Annotated in this window: 17 protein-coding genes and 1 tRNA gene; 1 reads left to right on the forward strand and 17 read right to left on the reverse strand. The window is 62.9% G+C overall.

Features of this window, described 5'->3' with window-relative positions; all coding sequences use genetic code 11:
• Positions 1-9: 9 nt before the first annotated feature.
• The 14 genes from ACCQ16_RS12805 to thrS form a co-directional block, all read right to left on the reverse strand.
• Positions 10-1,104 carry an acyltransferase family protein gene (locus ACCQ16_RS12805; RefSeq protein WP_031423230.1) on the reverse strand — a complete coding sequence of 365 codons (1,095 nt, stop codon included), beginning with the start codon at positions 1,102-1,104 and terminating at the stop codon, positions 10-12.
• Positions 1,101-2,390, reverse strand: a complete 1,290-nt coding sequence (locus tag ACCQ16_RS12810) for a hypothetical protein (RefSeq protein WP_029819710.1) — start codon at positions 2,388-2,390, stop codon at positions 1,101-1,103. The genes ACCQ16_RS12805 and ACCQ16_RS12810 overlap by 4 nt, the downstream gene beginning before the upstream one ends.
• A gap of 94 nt (positions 2,391-2,484) precedes the next feature.
• Positions 2,485-3,939 carry an undecaprenyl-phosphate glucose phosphotransferase gene (locus ACCQ16_RS12815; RefSeq protein WP_005920304.1) on the reverse strand — a complete coding sequence of 485 codons (1,455 nt, stop codon included), beginning with the start codon at positions 3,937-3,939 and terminating at the stop codon, positions 2,485-2,487.
• A 243-nt stretch (positions 3,940-4,182) separates the two neighbouring features.
• Entirely contained in the window at positions 4,183-5,622 is a 1,440-nt protein-coding gene (locus ACCQ16_RS12820) for a GumC family protein (protein ID WP_372379972.1), read from the reverse strand.
• Complete coding sequence (locus ACCQ16_RS12825; RefSeq protein ID WP_005914015.1) at positions 5,604-6,302, reverse strand: polysaccharide biosynthesis/export family protein; 699 nt, start codon at positions 6,300-6,302, stop codon at positions 5,604-5,606. Before ACCQ16_RS12825 ends, ACCQ16_RS12820 begins: the two co-directional genes overlap by 19 nt.
• Before the next feature lie 470 nt (positions 6,303-6,772).
• Positions 6,773-6,849: transfer RNA gene (locus ACCQ16_RS12830), tRNA-Pro, on the reverse strand.
• A gap of 61 nt (positions 6,850-6,910) precedes the next feature.
• Complete coding sequence (locus ACCQ16_RS12835; protein ID WP_005995911.1) at positions 6,911-7,267, reverse strand: MerR family transcriptional regulator; 357 nt, start codon at positions 7,265-7,267, stop codon at positions 6,911-6,913.
• Positions 7,248-7,547, reverse strand: a complete 300-nt coding sequence (locus ACCQ16_RS12840; protein ID WP_002811076.1) for an integration host factor subunit alpha — start codon at positions 7,545-7,547, stop codon at positions 7,248-7,250. Before ACCQ16_RS12840 ends, ACCQ16_RS12835 begins: the two co-directional genes overlap by 20 nt.
• 21 nt (positions 7,548-7,568) lie before the next feature.
• The gene (gene pheT, locus ACCQ16_RS12845) at positions 7,569-9,947 is read right to left on the reverse strand and encodes a phenylalanine--tRNA ligase subunit beta (protein ID WP_277572668.1); all 2,379 of its coding nucleotides are present in this window, start codon (positions 9,945-9,947) and stop codon (positions 7,569-7,571) included.
• Between the two features lie 126 nt (positions 9,948-10,073).
• Positions 10,074-11,069: a phenylalanine--tRNA ligase subunit alpha gene (gene pheS, locus ACCQ16_RS12850; protein WP_008574581.1), complete on the reverse strand. Its 996-nt coding sequence runs from the start codon at positions 11,067-11,069 to the stop codon at positions 10,074-10,076.
• A gap of 262 nt (positions 11,070-11,331) precedes the next feature.
• The gene (rplT, locus tag ACCQ16_RS12855) at positions 11,332-11,691 is read right to left on the reverse strand and encodes a 50S ribosomal protein L20 (protein ID WP_003484828.1); all 360 of its coding nucleotides are present in this window, start codon (positions 11,689-11,691) and stop codon (positions 11,332-11,334) included.
• A gap of 10 nt (positions 11,692-11,701) precedes the next feature.
• Complete coding sequence (gene rpmI / locus ACCQ16_RS12860) at positions 11,702-11,899, reverse strand: 50S ribosomal protein L35 (protein WP_002811096.1); 198 nt, start codon at positions 11,897-11,899, stop codon at positions 11,702-11,704.
• Positions 11,900-12,145: 246 nt separating this feature from the next.
• The gene (infC, locus tag ACCQ16_RS12865; protein ID WP_077708941.1) at positions 12,146-12,688 is read right to left on the reverse strand and encodes a translation initiation factor IF-3; all 543 of its coding nucleotides are present in this window, start codon (positions 12,686-12,688) and stop codon (positions 12,146-12,148) included.
• Between the two features lie 48 nt (positions 12,689-12,736).
• Entirely contained in the window at positions 12,737-14,641 is a 1,905-nt protein-coding gene (gene thrS, locus ACCQ16_RS12870; protein WP_277572667.1) for a threonine--tRNA ligase, read from the reverse strand.
• A 323-nt stretch (positions 14,642-14,964) separates the two neighbouring features.
• Here thrS and ACCQ16_RS12875 point away from each other — a divergent pair, with 323 nt between their 5' ends.
• Positions 14,965-16,086: a LacI family DNA-binding transcriptional regulator gene (locus ACCQ16_RS12875; protein WP_008574584.1), complete on the forward strand. Its 1,122-nt coding sequence runs from the start codon at positions 14,965-14,967 to the stop codon at positions 16,084-16,086.
• 124 nt (positions 16,087-16,210) lie between these two features.
• Here the strand turns inward: ACCQ16_RS12875 and ACCQ16_RS12880 are convergent, their stop codons facing one another.
• Genes ACCQ16_RS12880 through ACCQ16_RS12890 form a run of 3 tightly spaced genes read right to left on the reverse strand, consistent with a single transcriptional unit; the run spans position 16,211 to position 21,545 of the window.
• Positions 16,211-17,836 (reverse strand): alpha-amylase family glycosyl hydrolase, encoded by a 1,626-nt coding sequence (locus ACCQ16_RS12880; protein ID WP_277572789.1) that lies wholly within the window; start codon positions 17,834-17,836, stop codon positions 16,211-16,213.
• A gap of 47 nt (positions 17,837-17,883) precedes the next feature.
• Entirely contained in the window at positions 17,884-19,362 is a 1,479-nt protein-coding gene (locus ACCQ16_RS12885; protein WP_218496280.1) for an MFS transporter, read from the reverse strand.
• The gene (locus tag ACCQ16_RS12890) at positions 19,359-21,545 is read right to left on the reverse strand and encodes a glucosidase family protein (RefSeq protein ID WP_372379973.1); all 2,187 of its coding nucleotides are present in this window, start codon (positions 21,543-21,545) and stop codon (positions 19,359-19,361) included. The genes ACCQ16_RS12885 and ACCQ16_RS12890 overlap by 4 nt, the downstream gene beginning before the upstream one ends.
• Positions 21,546-21,679 lie beyond the last annotated feature (134 nt).

The following is a 21,679-nucleotide window of genomic DNA, read 5'->3' on the forward strand; positions in this document are numbered from 1 at the left end:
AGGCGCCGCTCATGCCGCCACCCGGCGCGCACCCAGCGCCCACGGGGCGAAGCGCATCAGGATCCAACGTAGCGGCACGCTGGCGGCCAATGCGAACAGCGTGACAAAGACCGCCCAACCCAGCCCCGGACGCGCCCCACCGAATCCACCAGCCAAGGCAGCAACACCGGAGAGCACGAAGAACACCAACATATGCGTACAAAGAATCAGCAAGGTATTGCGGCCGATCCACTGCAGCCACGCCCAGCTCTGTACCAGCCGCGCCGCGCAGATCACCATCAACGAACCAAGCAACGCGCTAACCAGGAACAGCGCGTGGTTACGTCCGAATTCGAGCATGTTGACGTCGATTCGCCCATTCGCGACAGCCAGCCAGGCCACCGCCAATCCCAACACGACCGTCGCCAGGGCACTGCCGACCAAGGATGTCGGCAGGCGTGGCGAAACGTGGATCAGCAAGGCGCCCAATGCGTAAAAGCACAGCGACACCGGTAGCACATCCAAACCGAAAAAAATCCGCACGTGCTGTGTCGGGAACCAGTTCATCCAGAACCACGCCACGATCAATGCCAGCCCCGCGATCAGGATCGGGGCCAGCAGGCGGCGCAAGACCATGTAACTCACCACGGTCACCAACATGACGGGCAAGAACCACAGCGGAGGCTGCACATACAGGTCCGGGCCGATACCGGTGAACATCGCCACGATCGGCTCCCACCACGGGTGGCTTCCCCAGCGCGCAGCCTTTTCGCCGATATTGCGGGTCAACAGCCAATAGGCATAGCCAAGCAGATAGAACGTGACGTACGGCAGCAGCAAGCTGCGTACATGCCTGCCGACTGAGCGCCTGTCCAGCCCAGTCGTGGCCGACGCATAACCCGCTGCCAACCAGCCTGATACCAGGAAAAACAGCGGCACATGGAAGCTATAGGCGAACAAGGTCATGCCATGTGGGACGCCCTTGGCATGACAGAACACCACCAACAGGATCGCAATGGCCTTGGTGGCGTCGATGCGCGGGTCGCGGACGCGACCGCCTGTTGCAACCTGCGCGTCGGCGGCCGGCAAAGCCGACCGCGATGCCGGCATTGCCGACACGCTCATCGTGCTGCTCCCGCAGGCAATGGCAACTGCGCGCCATCTGCCGTTGGATCGTCCTTGATCAAGGCGGTTTGCGCGCCGGACGCAGACCAGGTCGGCAGCATGTGCCACATGCAACCGCAGACAAACCACCACAATGCCGATGTCTTGATCGAGAAGTAACCGTTGGAGACAAGCAGGCTCAAGGCGAACGCAAAGATCGCCAGGTTCTTGAACAGCTGCCCTTCCTTGCTCGGCATCAGCAGAAGGAACGAATAGGCCAGCAGGAAGGCCAGCACGCCCACGATCGATTGCGATGCGATGAAGTACGAAATGCCACTATCGAAGTAACGATACGCCTGCGCAAAATCCAGGCCCATCCAGGATTCGAACGACAGGTTATTCATCGAATAAACGGTGAAGAACACGCGCCCCATCGTGGTGTCCTGGTATGCGGTGATGCCCGTGACCCAGACCAGCAGCCATGCGCTCATGATCACCAGCAGGAACACCAGGAAGGCCAGCCGCTGATCCAACCGTTTCAATAGCGGCGTCAGCAGCACCATCAAGACACAGGTACCCGCCGCCAATCGTCCGTCTGAGGCCACGATCATGAAACCGATCAACCCCACCGACAGGATCAGCGCCGCCGGTCGCATCCAACGCCAGAACACCAGCACGATCGCGGTGAAGAAGCAGATGTAATTACCCATCGTCACCGGCTCGATGAACATCGAAGAGGCGCGCGGCAGATTGGAACCCGGCAGGAAGTTACGCTCGCCCGGCCGTGTTGCGCTGACGAACAGATTACTGTCTTCGTTCCAAAAGCCTTCGGCGCTCATGCCGCGCGCGTTGACGAAGAAGCTCTTCGGATTAATCAGATCGCCGTATTTGACTGGCATCGCCAGCTCGAATGCGGCAACCAGTGAGACGATGATGGTCATGCGGATGAACAGCTTGGGCACCGAGCCCGTGTAGGCAGAGCCAAGCACGACGAAGGCGAACACCACCAGCGCGTCGCGGAAGAACTTGGGGTCGATCTGCCAGTTCACCAAAAACCGCACGAACATCAGCGTGACGATCAACCCAAGCCCGCTGACGATCAGGGCAATGCGCTTGCGGCTCAACGAACCCATGCCAAGCAGGAAGCACGCCGCGTAGACCATGAATTCGACCGCGTAGGTGATCACCGGTCGCACGGTGAACACGTTCGCGTTGATGAACGCCAACACCAGGTTATAACCCACGCCGACCAGCAACGTGAGCTCAATCAGCAGGTTATGCCAGCGCACGCGAGTTTCCTCGCTCATTCGAATCAGCATGCAGATGCCCGCTTGAAAGGAGCGGCTGCAATGCAGCCGCCCGCGGCGCCGAACGCGCCAGCTCGCACGCTCCCCACCATCATCAGTACGCGGTCTTCTGTCCGAGCACGCGTACAGCGGTCAGCACGATGATGCGGATATCCAGCCACAACGACCAGCGGCGGATGTAATCGAGGTCGTACTGGATACGCTTCTTCATCGTCCGCAGTTCCGGGGTTTCACCACGGAAGCCGTTCACCTGCGCCCAACCGGTGATGCCAGGCTTGACGTAGTGACGCTGCATGTAATGGTTGATCAGCTTTTCGTAGTGCGTGTTGTGCTGCGCAGCGTGCGGGCGCGGCCCGACGATCGACATGCTGCCACCCAGCACGTTGAAGATCTGCGGCAACTCGTCCAGGCTGCTGCGGCGCAGGAACGCACCGAAACGGGTGATACGTGCGTCGTTCTTGGTCGCCTGCTGGATCGTCGTGCCATGGTCGTCGTGCACACGCATCGAGCGGAACTTGAACATGTAGAACTCGCGGCCACCCAGACCATGACGGCGCTGGCGGAAGAACACCGGGCCCGGCGAGCTCAACTTGACGCCCACGGCAATGGCGGCCATCAGCGGCCACAGGCCAAGCAGCGCGATAACGGCCAGGATCTTGTCCTGCAACGCCTTGGCCACCACGAAGTAATTGTCACGGTCCACCCCGCCCTGGCGCAGATTGATCACCGGCACGTTGCCGATCTGTTCGCCAGACTGATTGAGCAGACCGAAATCGAACAGATCAGGCACCAGCTTGACGTTGATCGGGTAACGGTCCAGGCGCTGCAACAGCTGCTTGATGTGGTCGCGTTCGCCCAGCGGTAGCGAGATCCACACCTGCTCGACCTGGTTTTCCTTCAGATAATCAATCAGCGCGTCCGGCTCGCCCAGGCACGGCAACGACTGACGCTGCTCGGTCACGGCAATGTCGTAAGGGGTGCGGAAATAACCGACCAGGTTCATGCCGACCCACGAGTTACGGCTCAGGTAGTGGTTGATTTTCATCACCGGGTGACGCAGTCCCACCACCACCACGCGTTGCACGTCCACGCCCTGGGTACGCAGATGGTTGAGGAAGCCGCGCAGCACCGTGCGTGCCGCCACCAGCGAGGCCAGGCCACCGACGAACCACAAGCCGATCCAACCGCGCGACACCTGCTCGCCCACCTGCACGATCAGCGCATGCACGGCAAACAGCGCGAACACACCGCCGAACGCGCCGCCCAGCACCATCAGTTCGCTCAACAGCCCACGGCCGCGCCAGCTGCGGTACAACGGGAACAACGCAAAGCAGATCACCGAGTACAGCAGCGTGGTGGCGATCGCCAGCCGATACGGCGCGGCTGGCACCCAGGAACCAAACACGATGCGATAAGCGACCAGACCGGACACCACAACCATGGTCAGGTCGAAGACGCGCAGAACCAGATCGGCCGCAGCCGAATATTTGGACAACAATCGCGGCGAGGAAGTCGTGTAAGTCGCGCTACTCAAGTCTGCCAAAAGCATGGGGATGTCCTCCAAACTCGATACGACGCATGCGGGGGAACATACGAATCGCACGCGAGCTTTCAATCATCTCCGCCAAGCGATCACCGCGGTAGAACCTACCGACCCCAGATCACTCGACAGCCCTTTGTTTCAACAGAGACAAACTTTCAAACGAAGGAGCCCGAAACATACGGGATCCCACCTTTTCCACGCTGAATCAGTTGTCACTTTAATTAACCATCGTTTTGCAACATCACGATGTCAGTTCGGCCGCGTTTCCTGCCCATTGACACGCAGGAAGTAACGCACCAGAGCCACAGCCAAACCTAGGAATACGCCAAAGATCAGGCCCAACGCGAGGTTCAATTTCAGTTTCAGCGAAGTCTTCGACGTAGGCACATCTGCGGTATCGACGATGGTCACGTTGTTGGCGCCGACATTGCCTGCCACACCGATTTCCTTGTAGCGCTGAAGCAGCGCATCGTAGAGCTGACGGTTGGTGTCGACGTCGCGCTTGAGCATGTTGTAACGAATGCTGCGGCTCTGCAGATCCAGCTCGTTGTTCCGCAAGCCGGCGATGCGCTCATTGAGCAACTGCTCCTGATGCACCGACGCATCGTAGGTCGCCTTCAGCGACTGGCGCACGTTGATGACCTCGCCATTGATTTGCCGGCGCGACTCTTCGATTTGCGCCTTCAGACGCTGCATTTCCGGGTAGTCCGGCTTGAAGGTCGACAGCTTCTGCTGGTATTCGGTGGTGAGACGCACCTGCTCGCTCCGCAGGCTCTGGATCAACGGACTGCTGAGCACCTGAGGCAACGACATGCCATCGCCACTGGATGCCTGACGCCAGGCGGCCTCGGCCTTGATACGGGCGTCCTGCGCAGAAGCCAGCAAGGCGTTGAGATCGGTCAGGTTCTGCGCTGGCAACGAGGGCTTGTCGTCGCCCACCGACACAATCTGCTCATCGGTGGAGTATGCGACCAGCGACTTCTCCGAATCTTCGACCTTGCTGCGCAACTGCTCCAGTCGCTCGGCAAGGAACTTGGTCGCGAACGAGGACGCCTTCATGCGGCGTTCCTGCGTACTGATGATGAACATCTTTGCGTACGTGTTGGCGATCTTGGCCGACAGCACGGGGTCCGGCGAATCGTAGTTGACGTAGACCAGGCGCGAATTGAGGATGGGTTCGACCACCAGGCCGGCCAGCAACGTATCGGTGAGGCTGCGCTCGATGATCGCCTGACGCGAATCAACCGATTTGCCTGCCTCGGGATTCTTGGCTGCGGCCTTCTCCAGTGCCTCGTCCACCTGGTCCTTGAACGCCGGCTCCTTGTCGAGCTTGGCTTCGCGGATCACTGCACGTGCCAGTGAACGGCTCTGCAGCAGCTGATACTGGGTCTGGTAGAAATCGCGATCCTGCGGCGACTCCACCGGCATCAGGTTGTCGACGTTCACCACGTTCAGCGAATCGCGTTCGATCTGCAGCGTGCTGGTCGCGCGGTACTTCTCCGGCATCAGCAGCGTGATGGCCAGCGCCAGCAGCAATGCGCCCAGTGCGATTGCGATAATCAACCAACGCTGCGACACCAGGGCGCGCCAGTAGTCGAGCAACCCCACATCGGCGAGTTCGAGATGCCCGTGACGCTGCGACGAAGAGGAACGATTGTCGGAATTCATGCTCATCGGTAAGCGCGCCACACCATCACAAGAGGAGTCAGTTCCAGCATGGTGCGCAACCACACGCGCGCATCCGAGCGGTACACCACCACGATGTCGCCGCCGTAAATCTCAGGATCGGGGTTGGTTCCCTTCTCGATTTCGGTCAGGTCGAACCGCGCGAGCATCTTTTGCCCATTGACCATGCGGAACACGATGACATTGCCGCGGCTGGCGACCGTGCTCACGCCCTTGGCCTGCGCGATGGCTTGCTGCAAGGTCAGGTTGGCCCCGATCACCGGATAAATGCCCGGCTCGTCGACCGCTCCGGTCACGGTGACGCGACGGCCGTTGGATTCCTGCACGAACACCGACACCTGCGGATTTTGCAGGTAGCCATTGCGGTACCGGTCGGCCACCATCTTTTCCAGCTCGCCGACGCCCATGCCGGCCGCATTTACGTCGCCAATGAGCGGCAACGAAATGTGGCCGTTCTGATCGATACGGACCTGCCGTTCCAGATCGTCGATCTGGAACACCTTGACCAGCAGCAGGTCGCCTGGCGAGAGCCGATACTCGGGCTGCACTGCGGACATTGCGAGCGGGTCAGGCAGTGGCAACGAGGTCGCCATGTCCTTACCGGTGCTGCAAGCGCCCAGTGTTATCGAGCAGATCAACGCCAGGCTGAGCGCTTGGCAAAATCGTCCGATCAGTTTCTTCATGCGTGTGGCTGGCTGCCTCGGTTGGGTGGGACAGGAGCTCGCGCAGCATTCAACCGGCCAAACACGCCAGCACGAACGTACGACAGAGGGTTCATCCCGGGACATCGGGATCACGACAGGTAAAGCGTGTTGCACTGCACTATGGCACAGAAAAATCGCACCGCAAGAGACCGCACGCCATTTTTTTGACAGCGTTGGCCTATTGATTCAAGTTCGTCGATATCGCGTTAACGAACCGTGATCCACGTTTGAATCTGGAGAAAATGTTTCGGAGTGTTTTCGGACACTTAGCACCATTGCGTGATCCAAGTCCATAGCGAACCGGACCGCAAAAAGCCGGCGCTAGTGCGCCGTTCATGCTGCATCGCGATATGCCGATATGCGTATTCGCCCAGGCCGTCGCGGACACAAAAATGCAATGTTGCGACGCAACAAAAAAGCCCATGACCTGACGTCATGGGCTCGTTGTTTGGTCGGGGTAGCCGGATTCGAACCGACGACCACTAGTCCCCCAGACTAGTGCGCTACCAGGCTGCGCTATACCCCGAAGATGCTGCGCTCCGCCGCGAGGGCGGCCTGCGATTATAGCGGCTTTGTGAAACGTTTTCCTAGCGGCGCAGCAGTTGCAGGACTTCTTCCAGCTCCATCCGCACCTGCTTGATGATCTGATTGCTCAGCGCCGACTCGCTCTTGGCGCCATCGCCCTCCAGACGCAAGCGCGCACCGCCGATGGTATAGCCCTGTTCGTACAGCAACCCGCGGATCTGACGCACCATCAGCACGTCATGTCGCTGGTAGTAGCGCCGGTTCCCGCGCCGCTTGACCGGCTCCAGGCTGGGAAACTCGGTTTCCCAATAGCGCAGCACATGCGGCTTGACGTCGCATAGCTCGCTGACCTCACCAATGGTGAAATAGCGCTTGGCCGGGATCGGCGGTAGCTCGCGATTACTGCCCGGATCCAGCATAAGCCTCCACCCGTTCCTTGAGTTTTTGGCCGGGGCGGAACGTCACCACCGTCCGTGCCGAGATCGGAATTTCTTCGCCGGTCTTGGGATTGCGACCGGGCCGTTGGTTCTTTCGCCGCAGATCGAAGTTGCCGAAACCCGACAGCTTCACCTGACGGCCCTGCTCCAGCGCATCACGCAGCACATCGAAGAACGCGTCGACAAATTCCTTTGCCTCACGCTTGTTCAGACCGACCTCGTCGAACAGACGTTCGGCCATCTCCGCTTTCGTCAATGCCATGCCAATCCCCTGGTTACCGCCTCAACTCCGGATCCGGGCGCGATGCTCGCGCTCGATCACGGCCACCACGTCGGTGACGACCGCATCGACGTCCCGGTCGGTGAGAGTGCGCGAGTTATCCTGCAAAATCAAGCCCATAGCCAGACTCTTGAAACCTGGCTCGACCCCCTGCCCGACATAGCGGTCGAACAATTGCACCTCACGCAACAATGGCCCGACCGTAGTGCGCACGCTGGCCGACACTGCCGCCCAGCTCACCTCGTCGGGCACCAGGAAGGCCAGATCGCGGCGCACCGAGGGGAACCGCGACAGCTCGCCGGCGCGCGGCAGGGTCCGCTGGACCAAGGGCATCAGCTGCAACTCGAACGCGATCACGTCCACGTCGATGTCCAGCGCCTTGGCCAGACGCGGATGTACCTGCCCGATCCAGCCGATACAGACGCCGTCGCGATAGATATCGGCCGAACGGCCCGGGTGTCCGAACGGCTGCGTCGACGGCTGGAAATCCAGCTGCGCGCCGCTGGCCGCAGCCAGCGCCATCAAGTCGCCCTTCAAGTCGTGGAAATCCACCTTGCGCGCTGGCTCGCCCCACTGCAGCGCCAGCGCATCGCCGCACACCGCCGCGGCAACGTGCTGCGACTCTCCGGGTGCCGCACCGGCATCGGCCGCAGCTGCGAACACCTTGCCCAGCTCGAACAAACGCACCCGCCCAGCCTGGCGTGCAGCATTGCGGCCCAACGTGGCGACCAGGCCCGGCAACAGGCGCGGACGCATGATCGCCAACTCCGCACTGAGCGGGTTGGCCAGCGGCACCAGGCCTTCGGTAAGCTGCCAACGCTCCAGCAAGGCCGCATCGACGAAGGCGTAATTGATGGTTTCCTGCAGCTCGCGCGCCACCAGCTGGCGCCGCACGCTGAGCTCGTCCAGCTGGGTTTCGCTCGGCATCGCGATGCGACTGGCGCCACCAGGCAGCGTGGTCGGCACCCGGTCGTACCCGTGGATACGCGCCAGCTCTTCAATGAGATCTTCTTCGATGGCGATGTCGAAGCGACGGCTCGGGGCCATCACTTCCCAGCCTTCGGCAACCGCCTCGACGTGCATGCCGAGCGCCCGCAGCATGCGCACGACGTCGGCATCGTCGATCTGGATACCGAGCACGCGTGCAATGCGCGCACGGCGCAAGCGGATGCGCGCCGGCTGCGGCAGATGCTCCGGCAGCTGCGCATGCACCACCGGGCCAGGCGTACCGCCGGCCAGTTCCAGCACCAGGCGTGTCGCCACTTCAATCGCCTGCGGCGGCAATGCCGGATCCACGCCACGCTCGAAACGGTGCCCGGCATCGGTATGCAGGCCGAGTTTGCGGCCACGGCCCATGATGGCCGCAGGGGCGAAGTACGCCGACTCCAGGAACACATTGCGGGTGGTGTCGGTGACGCGTGTGTCCAGCCCGCCCATCAAGCCGGCCAATGCAACCGGACGCCCGGCATCGGTGATGGTCAGAAAACTCTCGTCCAACGTGACCTGGCGACCGTCCAGCAGCACCAACTGTTCGCCAACGCGGGAATGGCGCACGCCGATCGGGCCTTGCAGCGTGTCTAGGTCGAACGCGTGCATCGGCTGTCCCAGCTCCAGCATCACGTACTGGGTGATGTCCACCAGCAACGACACCGGACGCACGCCGCTGCGGCGCAGCCGCTCGGCCAGCCACACCGGCGTCTTGGCGGACGGGTCGATTCCTTCGATCACACGACCGCAATAGCGCGGCGCATCCTTACCGGCGTCCAGTTCCACTGCCAGCGTGCGCGTGGACACCGGCGCCACCATGCCGGCGTCGAACGCCACCACTTCGCTGGCGCACGCGGCGGCCACGTCGAAGGCGATGCCGCGTACGCTGAAGCAATCGGCACGGTTGGGCGTGAGCTTGATCTCGATGCTGGCATCGGGCAGCCCCAGATACTCGGCCAGCGCCTGCCCCACCGGCGCATCGTCGGGCAACTCGAACAGACCCGACGCATCGCTGTCCAGACCAAGTTCCTTGGCCGAACACAACATGCCGCTGGACGCCACACCGCGCAGCTTGGCCGCAGTGATCGTCAGCTCGCCGATCTTCGCACCGACCAGCGCCAACGGCGCCACCAGACCCGCACGCGCATTCGGCGCGCCACACACGATCTGCAGCAACTCGCCCTGCCCGGCATCGACGCTGCAAACCTGCAGACGATCGGCTTCGGGATGACGCACCGCTTCGACGATACGCGCCACCACCACCTGACCAAGCGACTCGCCCAGCGGCGTGACTTCTTCGACTTCCAGACCGATCGCCGTCAGCGTCGCGGCCAGTTCATCGCGCGTGGCCTGGATCGGAACGTGGCTGCGCAGCCAATTTTCAGAGAATTTCATGAGAGGCCGGGAATCGAGAATTGGGAATGGGGAATCGCAAGAGCAGGGTTGCCGGGCCTTCGGAACCGAACCGATGGAGCCAATGGCTCTTGCGATTCCCGATTCCCAATTCCCGATTCCCCGCCGTCAGGCAAACTGCCGAAGAAAACGCACATCGTTCTCGAAGAACGCGCGCAGGTCGTTGACGCCATAGCGCAGCATCGCGAAGCGCTCCACGCCCAGGCCGAAGGCGAAGCCGGTGTAGCGCTCAGGGTCGATGCCGACGCTGCGCAGCACATTCGGGTGCACCATGCCGCAGCCCAGCACTTCCAGCCAGCGCGTGCTGCCGTCGGGCTGCTGCCAGGCGATATCCACTTCCGCGCCAGGCTCCACGAACGGGAAATAGCTGGGACGGAAGCGCATTTCGAAATCGCGCTCGAAGAACGCACGCACGAACTCGGACAAGGTGCCCTTGAGGTCGGCGAAATTGGAATGCTCGTCCACCAGCAGGCCTTCGACCTGATGAAACATCGGCGAGTGGGTCTGATCCGAATCGGAGCGATACACCTTGCCGGCCGCGATCATGCGCAGCGGCGGTTTGTGCGCGTCCATGTAACGCACCTGCACGCCAGAAGTGTGTGTGCGCAGCAGGCGTCCGTCGCCGAAATAGAACGTGTCGTGCATCGCGCGCGCCGGATGGTGCGGCGGAAAGTTCAGGGCTTCGAAGTTGTGCCAGTCGTCCTCGATCTCCGGGCCGTCCGACAGCTCGTAGCCGAGCCGCGCGAAGATTTCGACGATGCGCTCCAGCGTGCGTGTCACCGGGTGCAGACCGCCGCGCTCGCTGCGGCGGCCCGGCAAGGTGACGTCGATGCGTTCGCCGGCAAGACGGGCATCCAGCGCGGCGGTTTCCAGCGTGTGCTTGCGCTCGGCCAGCGCCGCGGTCAGCGCGTCGCGCGACAGGTTGATCGCCTCGCCAGCCGCCTTGCGTTGCTCTGCCGGCAACGTCCCGAGCTGCTTGAGCTGGGCAGTGATGCTGCCGCTCTTGCCCAGCAATGCGACACGCAAGGCTTCCAGTTGGTCCGGCGTCTGCGCCGCGGCAACATCGGCCAGCGCGCGCTCGGTCAGGGATTGAATCTCACTCATTGCACTTGCGCCTCAACTGCGTCTACCGAACGGTGTTTCCGGATGCACCGGAACGCATTGCCACTCAAATCTGGTCTAGCCCGGCATCCAGTCAGCAATGCCGGCCATCTAAAAACGCAAAAGGGGAAGGACTCGCGCCCTTCCCCCTGCATATCTGCTTGCCCTCGCCGGAAGCCTGTACACGAATGCGCAACCCCCTTCGAGACGCTATCCCTTCAAAAGTCCGCACATGGATGTGCGGGCTCTTGCGAGGGACTCGCACCTATGCCGCCAGCGCGCCCTTTGCCTTCTCGGCCAGCGCGGCAAAACCGGCGGCATCGTGCACGGCGATATCGGCCAGCACCTTACGGTCCAGGGTGATGCCAGCCTTGAGCAGGCCATTCATGAAACGGCTGTAGCTCAAACCGTTGATGCGGGCAGCCGCATTGATGCGGGTGATCCACAGCGAACGGAAATTACGCTTCTTCTGCTTACGGCCAATGTAGGCGTACTGCTGCGCCTTGATGACCGCCTGCTTGGCAACGCGGAAGACCTTGCGGCGAGCGTTGTAGTAGCCCTTCGCCAGGGTCAGAATTTTCTTGTGGCGGCGGCGCGCCTGCACACCACGCTTTACTCGTGCCATGGTTCAGTCCTCAGAGATAGGGAAGCATACGATCGAGACGGCCTGCGTCCTCGGCACGGACGTGGTTCGTCTGCCGCAGGTTGCGCTTCCGCTTGGTCGCTTTCTTCGTGAGGATGTGGCTACGGTTTGCGTGGCCGCACTTGTACTTGCCGGAGGCGGTCTTGCGGAAACGCTTGGCCGCCGCCCGGTTGGTCTTGATCTTGGGCATTGCAATGTCCTTGATGGTGTTTTGTCACTGACACGGGCGGCAGTCTTGCGACCACGCTTTCCATCCTTGCCCTTGCCTGCTTGTAAGTCCTTGATCGAACACGATCCGGACAGGTCCTGATGCCGCTTGCACGGCGCCCCGATAAAACCGGGCCGCGCAGTCTACCCGTTGCCGGGAATTGTTGCAAATCGTGGAGCTTGCACTGCAATAAACCTGTCGGGCCCGTTGCAGTGCCGAATCGGATCCTCAGACCTTCTTCTTGGGCGCGATCATCATGACCATCTGGCGCCCTTCCAGGCGCGGACGCGACTCGATGACGATGTCGTCGCCCAGATCGGCCTCGATCCGCGCCGCCATCTCGCGGCCCAGCTCCTGATGGCTCATTTCACGGCCACGGAAGCGGATGTTGACCTTGACCTTGTCGCCCTCTTCCAGGAAACGGCGCATGTTGCGCAGCTTGATCTGGTAGTCGCCCTCGTCGGTGACCGGGCGGAACTTGAGTTCCTTGATCTCGACCTGCTTGGTCTTCTTCTTGGCCTCGTTGGCCTTTTTCTGCTGCTCGAACTTGAACTTGCCGAAATCCATGATCTTGCAGACCGGCGGATCGGCCTGCGGCTGGATTTCGACCAGATCCAGGCCTTCTTCTTCGGCCTTGGCGAGCGCTTCGTCGCGCGACAACACGCCGACCATCTCTCCGTCACTGCCGATCACGCGAACGCGCGGCACACGGATTTCTTGGTTCTTGCGGTTCTGTTTGTTGTCAGGGGTACTGATATTGCAATCTCCCAGAGGAATCGAACCGGCGCATCCGGATCATCCAGACCGGCCGGGGTTGGCTCACGCTGCCTGCTCTGCCTGCAGACGTTCGATGAAGGCCGAGACCGTCATGGTCCCAAGATCCTCGCCTGAACGGGTCCGCACGGCGACAGCGCCATTTTCCTTCTCGCGGTCGCCGACCACGAGCAGATATGGCACGCGTTGCAGCGTATGCTCGCGAATCTTATAACCGATCTTCTCGTTACGCAAATCTGCGCTGACACGGAAGCCTTGATTTGCAAGGGTTTTCCGCACCGAGTCGACATATTCAGCCTGAGCATCGGTGATGTTGGCGACAACGACCTGCACCGGGGCCAGCCAGGACGGGAAGGCGCCGGCGTGGTGTTCGATCAAAATGCCGATGAAACGCTCCATCGAGCCGACGATGGCCCGGTGCAGCATCACCGGATGCTTCTTCTGGCTGTTCTCGTCCACGTACTCGGCGCCGAGGCGGCCCGGCATCATGAAGTCGACCTGCATGGTGCCCAGCTGCCAGGTGCGGCCGATGGCGTCTTTGAGGTGGTACTCGATCTTGGGGCCGTAGAAGGCACCCTCGCCCGGCAGCTCCTGCCATTCCACCCCGCACACGCCCAGCGCGCTGCGCAGCGCAGCTTCGGCCTTGTCCCAGGTGGCATCGTCGCCCAGGCGCTTTTCCGGACGCAGCGCGATCTTGATCTGGATGTCGTCGAAGCCGAACGCGGTATAGACCGCCAGCGCCTGCCGGTGGAAGGCGGTGACTTCGGATTCGATCTGCGATTCCAGGCAGAACACGTGCCCGTCGTCCTGGGTGAAGCCGCGCACGCGCAGGATGCCGTGCAGCGCGCCGGAAGGCTCGTTGCGGTGGCAGGCGCCGAACTCGCCGTAGCGGATCGGCAGGTCGCGGTAGCTGTGCAGGCCCTGGTTGAACACCTGCACGTGGCCGGGGCAGTTCATCGGCTTGACCGCGTAGGTGCGCTTCTCCGACTCGGTGAAGAACATCGCGTCCTGGTAGTTGTCCCAGTGGCCGGATTTCTGCCACAGCGACACGTCCAGGATCTGCGGGCAGCGCACTTCGCCGTAGCCGCTGTCGCGGTAGACCTTGCGCATGTACTGCTCGACCACCTGCCACAGCGACCAGCCCTTGGGGTGCCAGAACACCAGGCCGGGTGCTTCTTCCTGCAGGTGGAACAGGTCCTGCGCCTTGCCGATGCGGCGATGGTCGCGCTTGTCGGCTTCTTCCATGCGCAGGATGTAGGCATCCAGCTGTTTCTTGTCGGCCCAGGCGGTGCCGTAGATGCGCTGTAGTTGCTCGTTCTTGGCATCGCCGCGCCAGTAGGCGCCGGAGATGCGGGTCAGCTTGAAGGCCTTGAGGAAGCGCGTGTTGGGCACGTGCGGGCCGCGGCACATGTCCACGTATTCCTGGTGGTAGTACAGGCCCATCGCGGTGATGTCCTCGGACATGTCCTCGATCAGGCGCAGCTTGTACTCTTCGCCGCGCTGGGCGAAGACCTCGATCACCTCGGCGCGCGGGGTGACCTTCTTGATCACGTCGTAGTCCTGCGCGATCAATTCCTGCATGCGCTGCTCGATCGCGACCATGTCCTCGGGCGTAAACGGGCGTTCGCTGTAGATGTCGTAATAGAAGCCTTCGGCGATGACCGGGCCGATCACCATCTTGACCTCCGGGTACAGCTGCTTGACCGCATGCCCGACCAGGTGGGCGCAGGAGTGGCGGATGATCTCCACGCCTTCGGCGTCCTTGGCGGTGATGATGCGCAGGCTGGCATCGTGGTCGATGACGTCGCTGGCATCGACCAGCTGGCCGTCGACCTGGCCGGCGATGGTGGCCTTGGCCAGGCCGGCGCCGATCGACTGGGCGACCTGCATCACCGAGACGGGGGATTCGAATTCGCGGCGGCTGCCGTCGGGAAGCGTGATGTTGATCATGGGCAAGAATGAGGTCTGGTCTGGCTGCAGCGGTCGGCTGCCATGGGAGATCTGGCCATCGCTGGTCAGGCTCGGAGGGGAATGCGGGACGAGAGGCAAGACAGCGCCATGCAGGCGCTCTGCGCGCTGGCGCAGGCAAGGATCAGCGGTGGGCGGTGGTAGTGCTCATGTCGCACGCTGGGCCGGCGCGGGGCGCGGGCCACCTTCTCGCAGGGGGGTCTTGGACGTGAATGGTAAACCAATCAGCCGTCCGCTGCGTACGGCGGCGCGGCGCTGGCGGGCGCATGGCATGATGCCGGCCACCTGTCCTGCCGTTGCCGACCATGACCATCAAGGGTAAAGCCACCTCGCTGGATATCGCCTACCTGGCCGGCGTGTCGCAGCCGACCGTGTCGCGCGCACTGCGCGGCAGCCCGATGGTCAACGAGGAAACCCGCAAGCGCATCCTGCGCATCGCCCGCGAGCTGAACTACAAGGTCGACAAGAACGCCTCCTCGCTGCGGCTGCGCAATGCCGGCACGCTGGCACTGCTGTTCTTCGAAGACCCCACTGCCGACGACTCGCTGATCAACCCGTTCTTCCACTCGATGCTGGGCTCGATCACCCGCGCCTGCGCGCTGCAGGGCTACGACCTGCTGGTGTCGTTCCAGCAGTTGTCCAAGGATTGGCAGGCCGATTACGAAGACAGCAACAAGGCCGACGGCATCATCCTGCTGGGCTATGGCGACTATCAGGAATCGCGCCAGCGGCTGCAGCTGCTGGTCGAGCAAGGTACCCACTTCGTGCGCTGGGGCGCGGCCCTGCCCGGCCAGCCCGGCATTTCGATCGGCAGCGACAATTACCAGGGCGGGCTGGACATTACCGACCATCTGCTGGCGCAGGGCTGCCGGCGCATCGCGTTCGTCGGACACGCGTCCAACCACTATCCCGAATTCGAAGAACGCTACCGCGGCCATGCCGCTGCGCTGGCGCAGCACGGCCTGGTAGCCGACCCGGCACTGCAGTTCGATGCGATCACCACCGAGTTGTCCGGCTACACCGCATGCCTGGCACTGCTGGACAGCGGCAATGCGTTCGATGCGGTGTGCGCAGCCAGCGATCTGATTGCGATCGGTGCCATGCGCGCCCTGCGCGAGCGCGGCCTGCGGGTGCCGCAGGACGTGGCGGTCAGCGGCTTCGACGATATCGCGTTGGCGGCGTCGGTCGCGCCCGCGCTGTCGACCGTGCAGCAGGACACCAAGCAGGCCGGCACATTGCTGGTGGAAAGTCTGGTGGCCCTGATTCGTGGCGAGGCCGCGCAGAGCCGCACGATTCCGGTGCGTCTGGCGCTACGCGATTCCTCGCGCAGCAGCGGGCTGCAGCCGCCACTGGGATGGGCGCCGTCTGGCGCAGAGACCGGCGATGCGCTGACGGGTCGGGCGTCGGATGGGACGGTCAGGCGCTGATTCGGGATTCGGGATAGCGCGCCCGTTGGGTCGCGAGATCTCGCGACCCGCTGCGTGCGGCGCAAGAGCGCAACCGGGCGCGACGGGCGTCAGCGGCAATGCCTGATCGCGCCCAGGTGCGCGCCTACCTGTTGCGCGCGTCGCGTGCAGCCTGCTCGGCCATTTGCAGGTCGAGCTGCTTGCGCAGGGCCGGGTCGGTGATCGGCGCATCCGACAGCAACACGCGCACGCCGTGCGCCGGCACCGCTGTTGCGAAACCACGCTGCACCTGCAACTGCTCGCCACTGACCGCATCGCGCCACGCGCCAGGCTGCAGGAAGCGCGTCACTTGAATGGTGGCTGCGGTATCGGCCTTGTTGAGCAGCACCAATGCGGTCTGGGTTGTACCTGCATGCTGATAGACGCGCAGGAACGCGGCTTGATCGCCGTGTAACCGCACATCGACCTGCACGCCACGCTGCAATGCCGGGGTGTTGCGACGCACCTGGGCGATGCGTTGCAGCGGGCCGAAGATCGGGCTCTGCGGTGCAGTGCGGATGCGCTCGACGCCGAAGTAGTTGCGATTGCCGGCATGTTCGGCACGCCCACGCATGAAGCCGATTTCCGAGCCGTAATAGATCACCGGAATGCCGCGGGCGGTGAACAACCAGTTGTGCGCATCGATAAATCCGGCATCGCTGGCATCCAGGCGCGCCATGTCGTGGTTGTCGTAGAAGCTCATCAACTCGTAGGGGTTCGCGTAGGGCCCTTGACCCAGGAACAAGGGCGCGGCGAGTTTTTCGAAGCCGGCCTGTTCATGACCGAATACCGCGGCAAGCTGCTGCTTGAGCGGGAAATCCAGCACGCTGACGCCGGCATTGCGCGTCCAGGTATGCCCGGCGATCTTGTTGGCGTCGTAATCGAAGGCTTCGCCGAACATGAAAAAACCCGGACGTTTTTCACGAATGCGCGCCACGAAGGCATGCCAGAAGCGATCCGGCATCCAGCCGATGGTATCGATGCGAAACGCATCGGCGCCCTGCTCCATCCACTGCAGGTACGCGCCGGCCAGATAATCCAGCACCGCCGGATTGTTTTCGTTGAGGTCGGACAATTCCGCCAGGCCGCCGCCGGTGTTGTAGAAGGCATGCAATGGGTTGTGCTGCGGATCCAGCTGCGCAGGCGCGAGATTCTGGTGGTCGGCGACCAGGCGCCCCTGCGCATCGTAGAGTTTGCCGAAGCCGGGTTGCGCCTGCGGCATGGTGTAGGCCGGCGAACCGTGGTTGCCCACGATGTCCAATACGACCTTCAGCTTGCTAGCATGCATGGCGCGGGTAAAACCGGCGAAATCCAGGCCCGGGCTGGGCAGATGTTCGTCGAGCTTGTAGAAGTTGACGCCCCAATAGCCGTGATAGCCGGTCTTGCCATGGTCGCTGAGCGTGCTGCCGCAGGTGATCGGCTTGCCGCCGGTGAACGCTTCGTCGGGGTTATCGACGATCGGGGTGATCCACACCGCCCCGAAGCCCAGGTCGCGGATGTAATCGGCATGCTCGACGATGCCTTTGAAGTCGCCACCGAGATAGCCGATGTTGTCCTCGCTGCCATCGGCGCATGGTGTGGGCACATCGAAGGTGCGATGCGCACCACCCTGATCGCGATGGTCATTGCCGGTATCGCCGTTGACGAAGCGGTCGGTCACCACGAAGTACACCGCCTCGGCGGCGAACGGCTCCAGGGTGCCGTAGTAGTCCTTGGCTGCAGGCGCCGCCATTGCCGCGCCCGCGTACATCGTCAACGCCACATACATCGCACTGCGCATCACTGCCCTCCCGAGGCCACTGGAACCCGCACCACGCACACGCCTGCAATCAACAGGCTGAGCCCGCCAATGGCCAATGCATAGATCGGCTGCCCACCCAGCCACACGCGCAGTACAAAGCCCAGCGCGCTGGCGGCGACCAACTGCGGAATCACGATGAAGAAATTGAAGATGCCCATGTACACGCCCATCTTTGGAGCAGGCACGCTATCTGACAGCAAGGCATACGGCAGCGACAGGATCGAGGCCCAGGCGAAACCGACCCCCACCATCGACAGCAGCAACCACTGCGGGTCGCGGATGACCAGCATCGACAACAATCCGGCGGCACCCAGCCACAGGTTGCACAGATGGCTCCAGCGCAAGCCGATCGCACGCACCAGCAGCGGAATCACCACTGCAGCCAATGCAGCAAACCCGTTATAGGCGCCGAACAACACGCCGACCCAGTTTGCGCCATCGTTGTAGGCCGCCGAAGCGGTGTCGTTCGCACCGAAATGCACTTGCGTCACTGCGGCAGTGGTGTAGATCCACATCGCAAACAAGGCAAACCACGAGAAGAACTGCACCCAGGCCAGGCGACGCATCGTCATCGGCATGCTGCGCACGTCCTGCACGATCGCCACCAACATGCTGGTGGCGGGCAACATGCGAGCCAAGGCAAGCAAGACGCCGTAGGCAAGACACAACCCGGCCAGCACGTACAGCATGCGGTCGCCCTGCTGCCAGGCGATGGCCGTGGCGAGCAGCACGCCCAGACCGCACCACAGCACGCTTGCCATGGGTGTCGGCGCCATGCCGGTGCTTGCCACCTGTGCGAGAGCCGGATGCGCATCGTCAAAACCGGCCAACTGCTCTGGGCTGTACTCGCGCGTACGCAGCACCGTCCAGGTGATCGACAGGAACAATACCGCCGCGCCAAGGTAGAACGCGTAGCGCACGCTGTCGGGCAACTGGCCTGGCGGCGCGGTGTTGGCAATGCCCCAATGGGTCAGCAGCCAGGGCAGAAAACTCGCGACGATCGCGCCGATGCCAATGAAGAAACTCTGCATCGCGTAGCCGGTCGGCCGTTGCGACGGCGGTAATTGGTCACCCACCAGCGCACGGAAAGGCTCCATCGAGATGTTGATCGATGCATCCAGCACCCACAGCGTCCCGGCGGCCACCCAGAGCATCGGCGCGTTGGGCATCACCAGCAAGGCCAGCGTGGTGAAGACAGCGCCCACCATGAAGTACGGACGCCGGCGGCCCCACGGGGTCCAGGTGCGATCGGACAGGTAACCGATGACCGGCTGCACGATCAGGCCGGTGAGCGGTGCAGCGATCCACAGGCCTGGCACGTCGTCGACCTGCGCGCCCAGCGTCTGGAAGATACGGCTGGCATTGGCGTTCTGCAGTGCGAAGCCGAACTGGATGCCGAGAAAGCCGAAGCACATGTTCCAGATCTGCCAGAAATTCAAGCGTGGCTTGGCGTTCATGGCGCGGCCTCCACGCGTGCTGCAGGCCCGACCAACAACGCACTGACCTGCGCCGCATTGACTACACCATCACGGCCGCCGCGACCGCCGTTGTATTGGGCAAAGTGCGCCAATGCGCTCATATTGAAGCCGTTCTCGAGCCGGAACGTGCAGGCCTGCCCCGCCACCGCATCGAAAGTCACTTGTGTGGAGAGCTGCTCGCCTACGCTATGCGGCATCACGATGACCTGCGATTGTGCGGGTTTCCCCGGGCACTCCAGCACCAGGTGTTTCACCGCTGCCGTGATCCCGGTATTGATCGGGCCATTGTCATTGCGGTAACGCAGCGATACCCGATGCACGCCTGCATGTGCCGGACGCCAGCTCCAGCGCTGGCTGCCCGGCAACTGCTGCAGTGGGCCGAGCGTCAACGACGGGCTATGCAGCGACTCCAGACCATCGCGCCGCCGGGTCAGGCTGAGCACATGCAGCACGCCATCGTCGGGGAGATCCCAGTGCGCGCTGGCATCGAGTGCGCGGCCGTCCAGATACAGCGTTGTTCCTTCCGGAATATCGATGCGATACGTGTTGCCGATCTGTTGCGCGACCGGCGCCGGTGGCATCTGCGGTGCGAAGACCTGCTTCGGTCGCGGCGGCGGCGTCAGGTCGGCACTGTGCCCAACCAACTGCACCAGCGTGGTCTGCCCCTGCCGTTCGCTGCGTCCTGCCACCAGCAACTCGCCGGCATCGTTTGCCGGGCGCTGCAGCACGTACCGTCGTGCGCCCTGTTCCAGCACGATCTGCTTGGCGTCGCCAAACAACAGGGGCAGCAAGGACCGCGGCAACTTCGGTTGTAGCTTGCCATCGGCCGACAGCCCGAACACACCCTCCTGCACTGCAGACAGGTAGCCCGCCACCGACCACAGCTGGCGTGGCGAGTTCACCACCGGGCCACTGCGCGCGCCCTCTTCCACGTGCACCGCAAGGCGCTGCATCTCGTAGTTTTCCATGTTCGAGCCCGCCAGCGCGCTGCTGCGCATCAGCGATTGCAGCTCCAACGCGATGCGTGGCGCATCGTCCAGCGTGCGTGCAGCGCGTAGCGCATAGGCACTGACGAACGGCCAGACAGCGCGGTTGTGGTAGATCGGCTGCGCGGCCTCTTGCGGCCACACCACCGGGCTGCCGCCGGCGACCATCGGGTAATTGCGCAGCGCAAGGCGCGCCCGCTGCGGCGGAAACACATCGGCCAGTACGCCCAGCGAGAGGCCGAGCAGATCCACCTTGGCGTAGCGTACCGGATGCGCTGCGCTGCCGAGATAGCTGACGTATTGGCTGCTGCGCGCATCCCAGAAATGCCTATCGATGGCCTGGCGAAGTGCATCGGCCCACTGCGCATATTGCACAGCGCGTGCATCGCCATGCTGGCGCGCCAACTGTTCGGCCAGCCGCAACGCCTGGTAATGCAGCACGTTGGTGGAGAGCGCAAAGGATTCGGCAATGAATCGCACGTCCTCGCGCGTCCAGTCCGGGTAGGTCTGTTCTCGCCAATCCAAGAACGAGGTTTCGCCGCGGTAGAGACCGATCTGCGCATCGAACACGGCATCGCGGTCCTGCGCGATCGTTGCCTGTAGTGCCTGCCACACCTCTTCGGCAAACGGCTTGTCGTCCAGCAGGCCGCGTGCGGCAAGGAACCACACCACCCGATCGCTGCTGATCGGCCAACTGCCGCCGGAGCCGGTGTCCTGCGCCACGAACAGTCCCGGCGTGCGCCCATCGCGTGCGGCAGAGAGCTTGAAGCGCAGTGCATTGCGCGTGCGCTCCGGCTCCAGCTGCGCCAACGCAAGATCGGCCGCAAAGCTGACATCGCGCGTCCAGACGTAAGGCCAGCGTTCGCCGGTTTCGAAGCAGGCGCACGGCACCGGCTTGCCATCGTTGAAGGCGGGGTCGCGGATCGCCTCGACGCGGTCGTCGGCCATTTCCTGCTGTGCCAGCGCGAACAAGGCGTCGAACAGCGGGCTGGCGGTGTGCGTGCGCATCGGTTGTGCCGCAATGCGGCGTTCGCCCTGCGGCCAGCGCAACACGAAGCTGCCGTCGTCCAATGCCTGCGCTTGGGCCCGGCGTCCTTGAAATTCCAGTTCGTCGGCCAGTGCCGGCGAACTTGCCGCAACGCCCAGCGTTGCAGCCATGCAGATCATCTTCAACATCGAAGCGGCAAGACAGCTTGCGCCGTCGGCCTTCCTCCCTCGTTGCACGCGTTGTGGTGCGCGGCACGGACGTGCCACGGGCGCGGACCCTCCCAGGTGCCGTGGCGCCATGGTAGACGCGCACTCTGCTGTTC

The sequence above is a fragment of the Xanthomonas sp. NCPPB 1062 genome, from assembly GCF_041481705.2.
Lineage (GTDB): Bacteria > Pseudomonadota > Gammaproteobacteria > Xanthomonadales > Xanthomonadaceae > Xanthomonas > Xanthomonas euvesicatoria.

Bases quoted from the DNA above. Each gene is read 5' to 3' on its own strand.
- ACCQ16_RS12835 (WP_005995911.1), bottom strand. From the start codon at position 7,267: ATGCTGGATCCGGGCAGTAATCGCGAGCTACCGCCGATCCCGGCCAAG.
- ACCQ16_RS12815 (WP_005920304.1), bottom strand. From the start codon at position 3,939: ATGCTTTTGGCAGACTTGAGTAGCGCGACTTACACGACTTCCTCGCCG.
- pheT (WP_277572668.1), bottom strand. From the start codon at position 9,947: ATGAAATTCTCTGAAAATTGGCTGCGCAGCCACGTTCCGATCCAGGCC.
- ACCQ16_RS12825 (WP_005914015.1), bottom strand. From the start codon at position 6,302: ATGAAGAAACTGATCGGACGATTTTGCCAAGCGCTCAGCCTGGCGTTG.
- ACCQ16_RS12890 (WP_372379973.1), bottom strand. From the start codon at position 21,545: ATGTTGAAGATGATCTGCATGGCTGCAACGCTGGGCGTTGCGGCAAGT.
- pheS (WP_008574581.1), bottom strand. From the start codon at position 11,069: ATGAGTGAGATTCAATCCCTGACCGAGCGCGCGCTGGCCGATGTTGCC.
- rplT (WP_003484828.1), bottom strand. From the start codon at position 11,691: ATGGCACGAGTAAAGCGTGGTGTGCAGGCGCGCCGCCGCCACAAGAAA.
- ACCQ16_RS12885 (WP_218496280.1), bottom strand. From the start codon at position 19,362: ATGAACGCCAAGCCACGCTTGAATTTCTGGCAGATCTGGAACATGTGC.
- thrS (WP_277572667.1), bottom strand. From the start codon at position 14,641: ATGATCAACATCACGCTTCCCGACGGCAGCCGCCGCGAATTCGAATCC.
- ACCQ16_RS12880 (WP_277572789.1), bottom strand. From the start codon at position 17,836: ATGGCGGCGCCTGCAGCCAAGGACTACTACGGCACCCTGGAGCCGTTC.
- ACCQ16_RS12805 (WP_031423230.1), bottom strand. From the start codon at position 1,104: ATGAGCGTGTCGGCAATGCCGGCATCGCGGTCGGCTTTGCCGGCCGCC.
- ACCQ16_RS12840 (WP_002811076.1), bottom strand. From the start codon at position 7,547: ATGGCATTGACGAAAGCGGAGATGGCCGAACGTCTGTTCGACGAGGTC.
- ACCQ16_RS12875 (WP_008574584.1), top strand. From the start codon at position 14,965: ATGACCATCAAGGGTAAAGCCACCTCGCTGGATATCGCCTACCTGGCC.
- ACCQ16_RS12810 (WP_029819710.1), bottom strand. From the start codon at position 2,390: ATGAGCGAGGAAACTCGCGTGCGCTGGCATAACCTGCTGATTGAGCTC.
- rpmI (WP_002811096.1), bottom strand. From the start codon at position 11,899: ATGCCCAAGATCAAGACCAACCGGGCGGCGGCCAAGCGTTTCCGCAAG.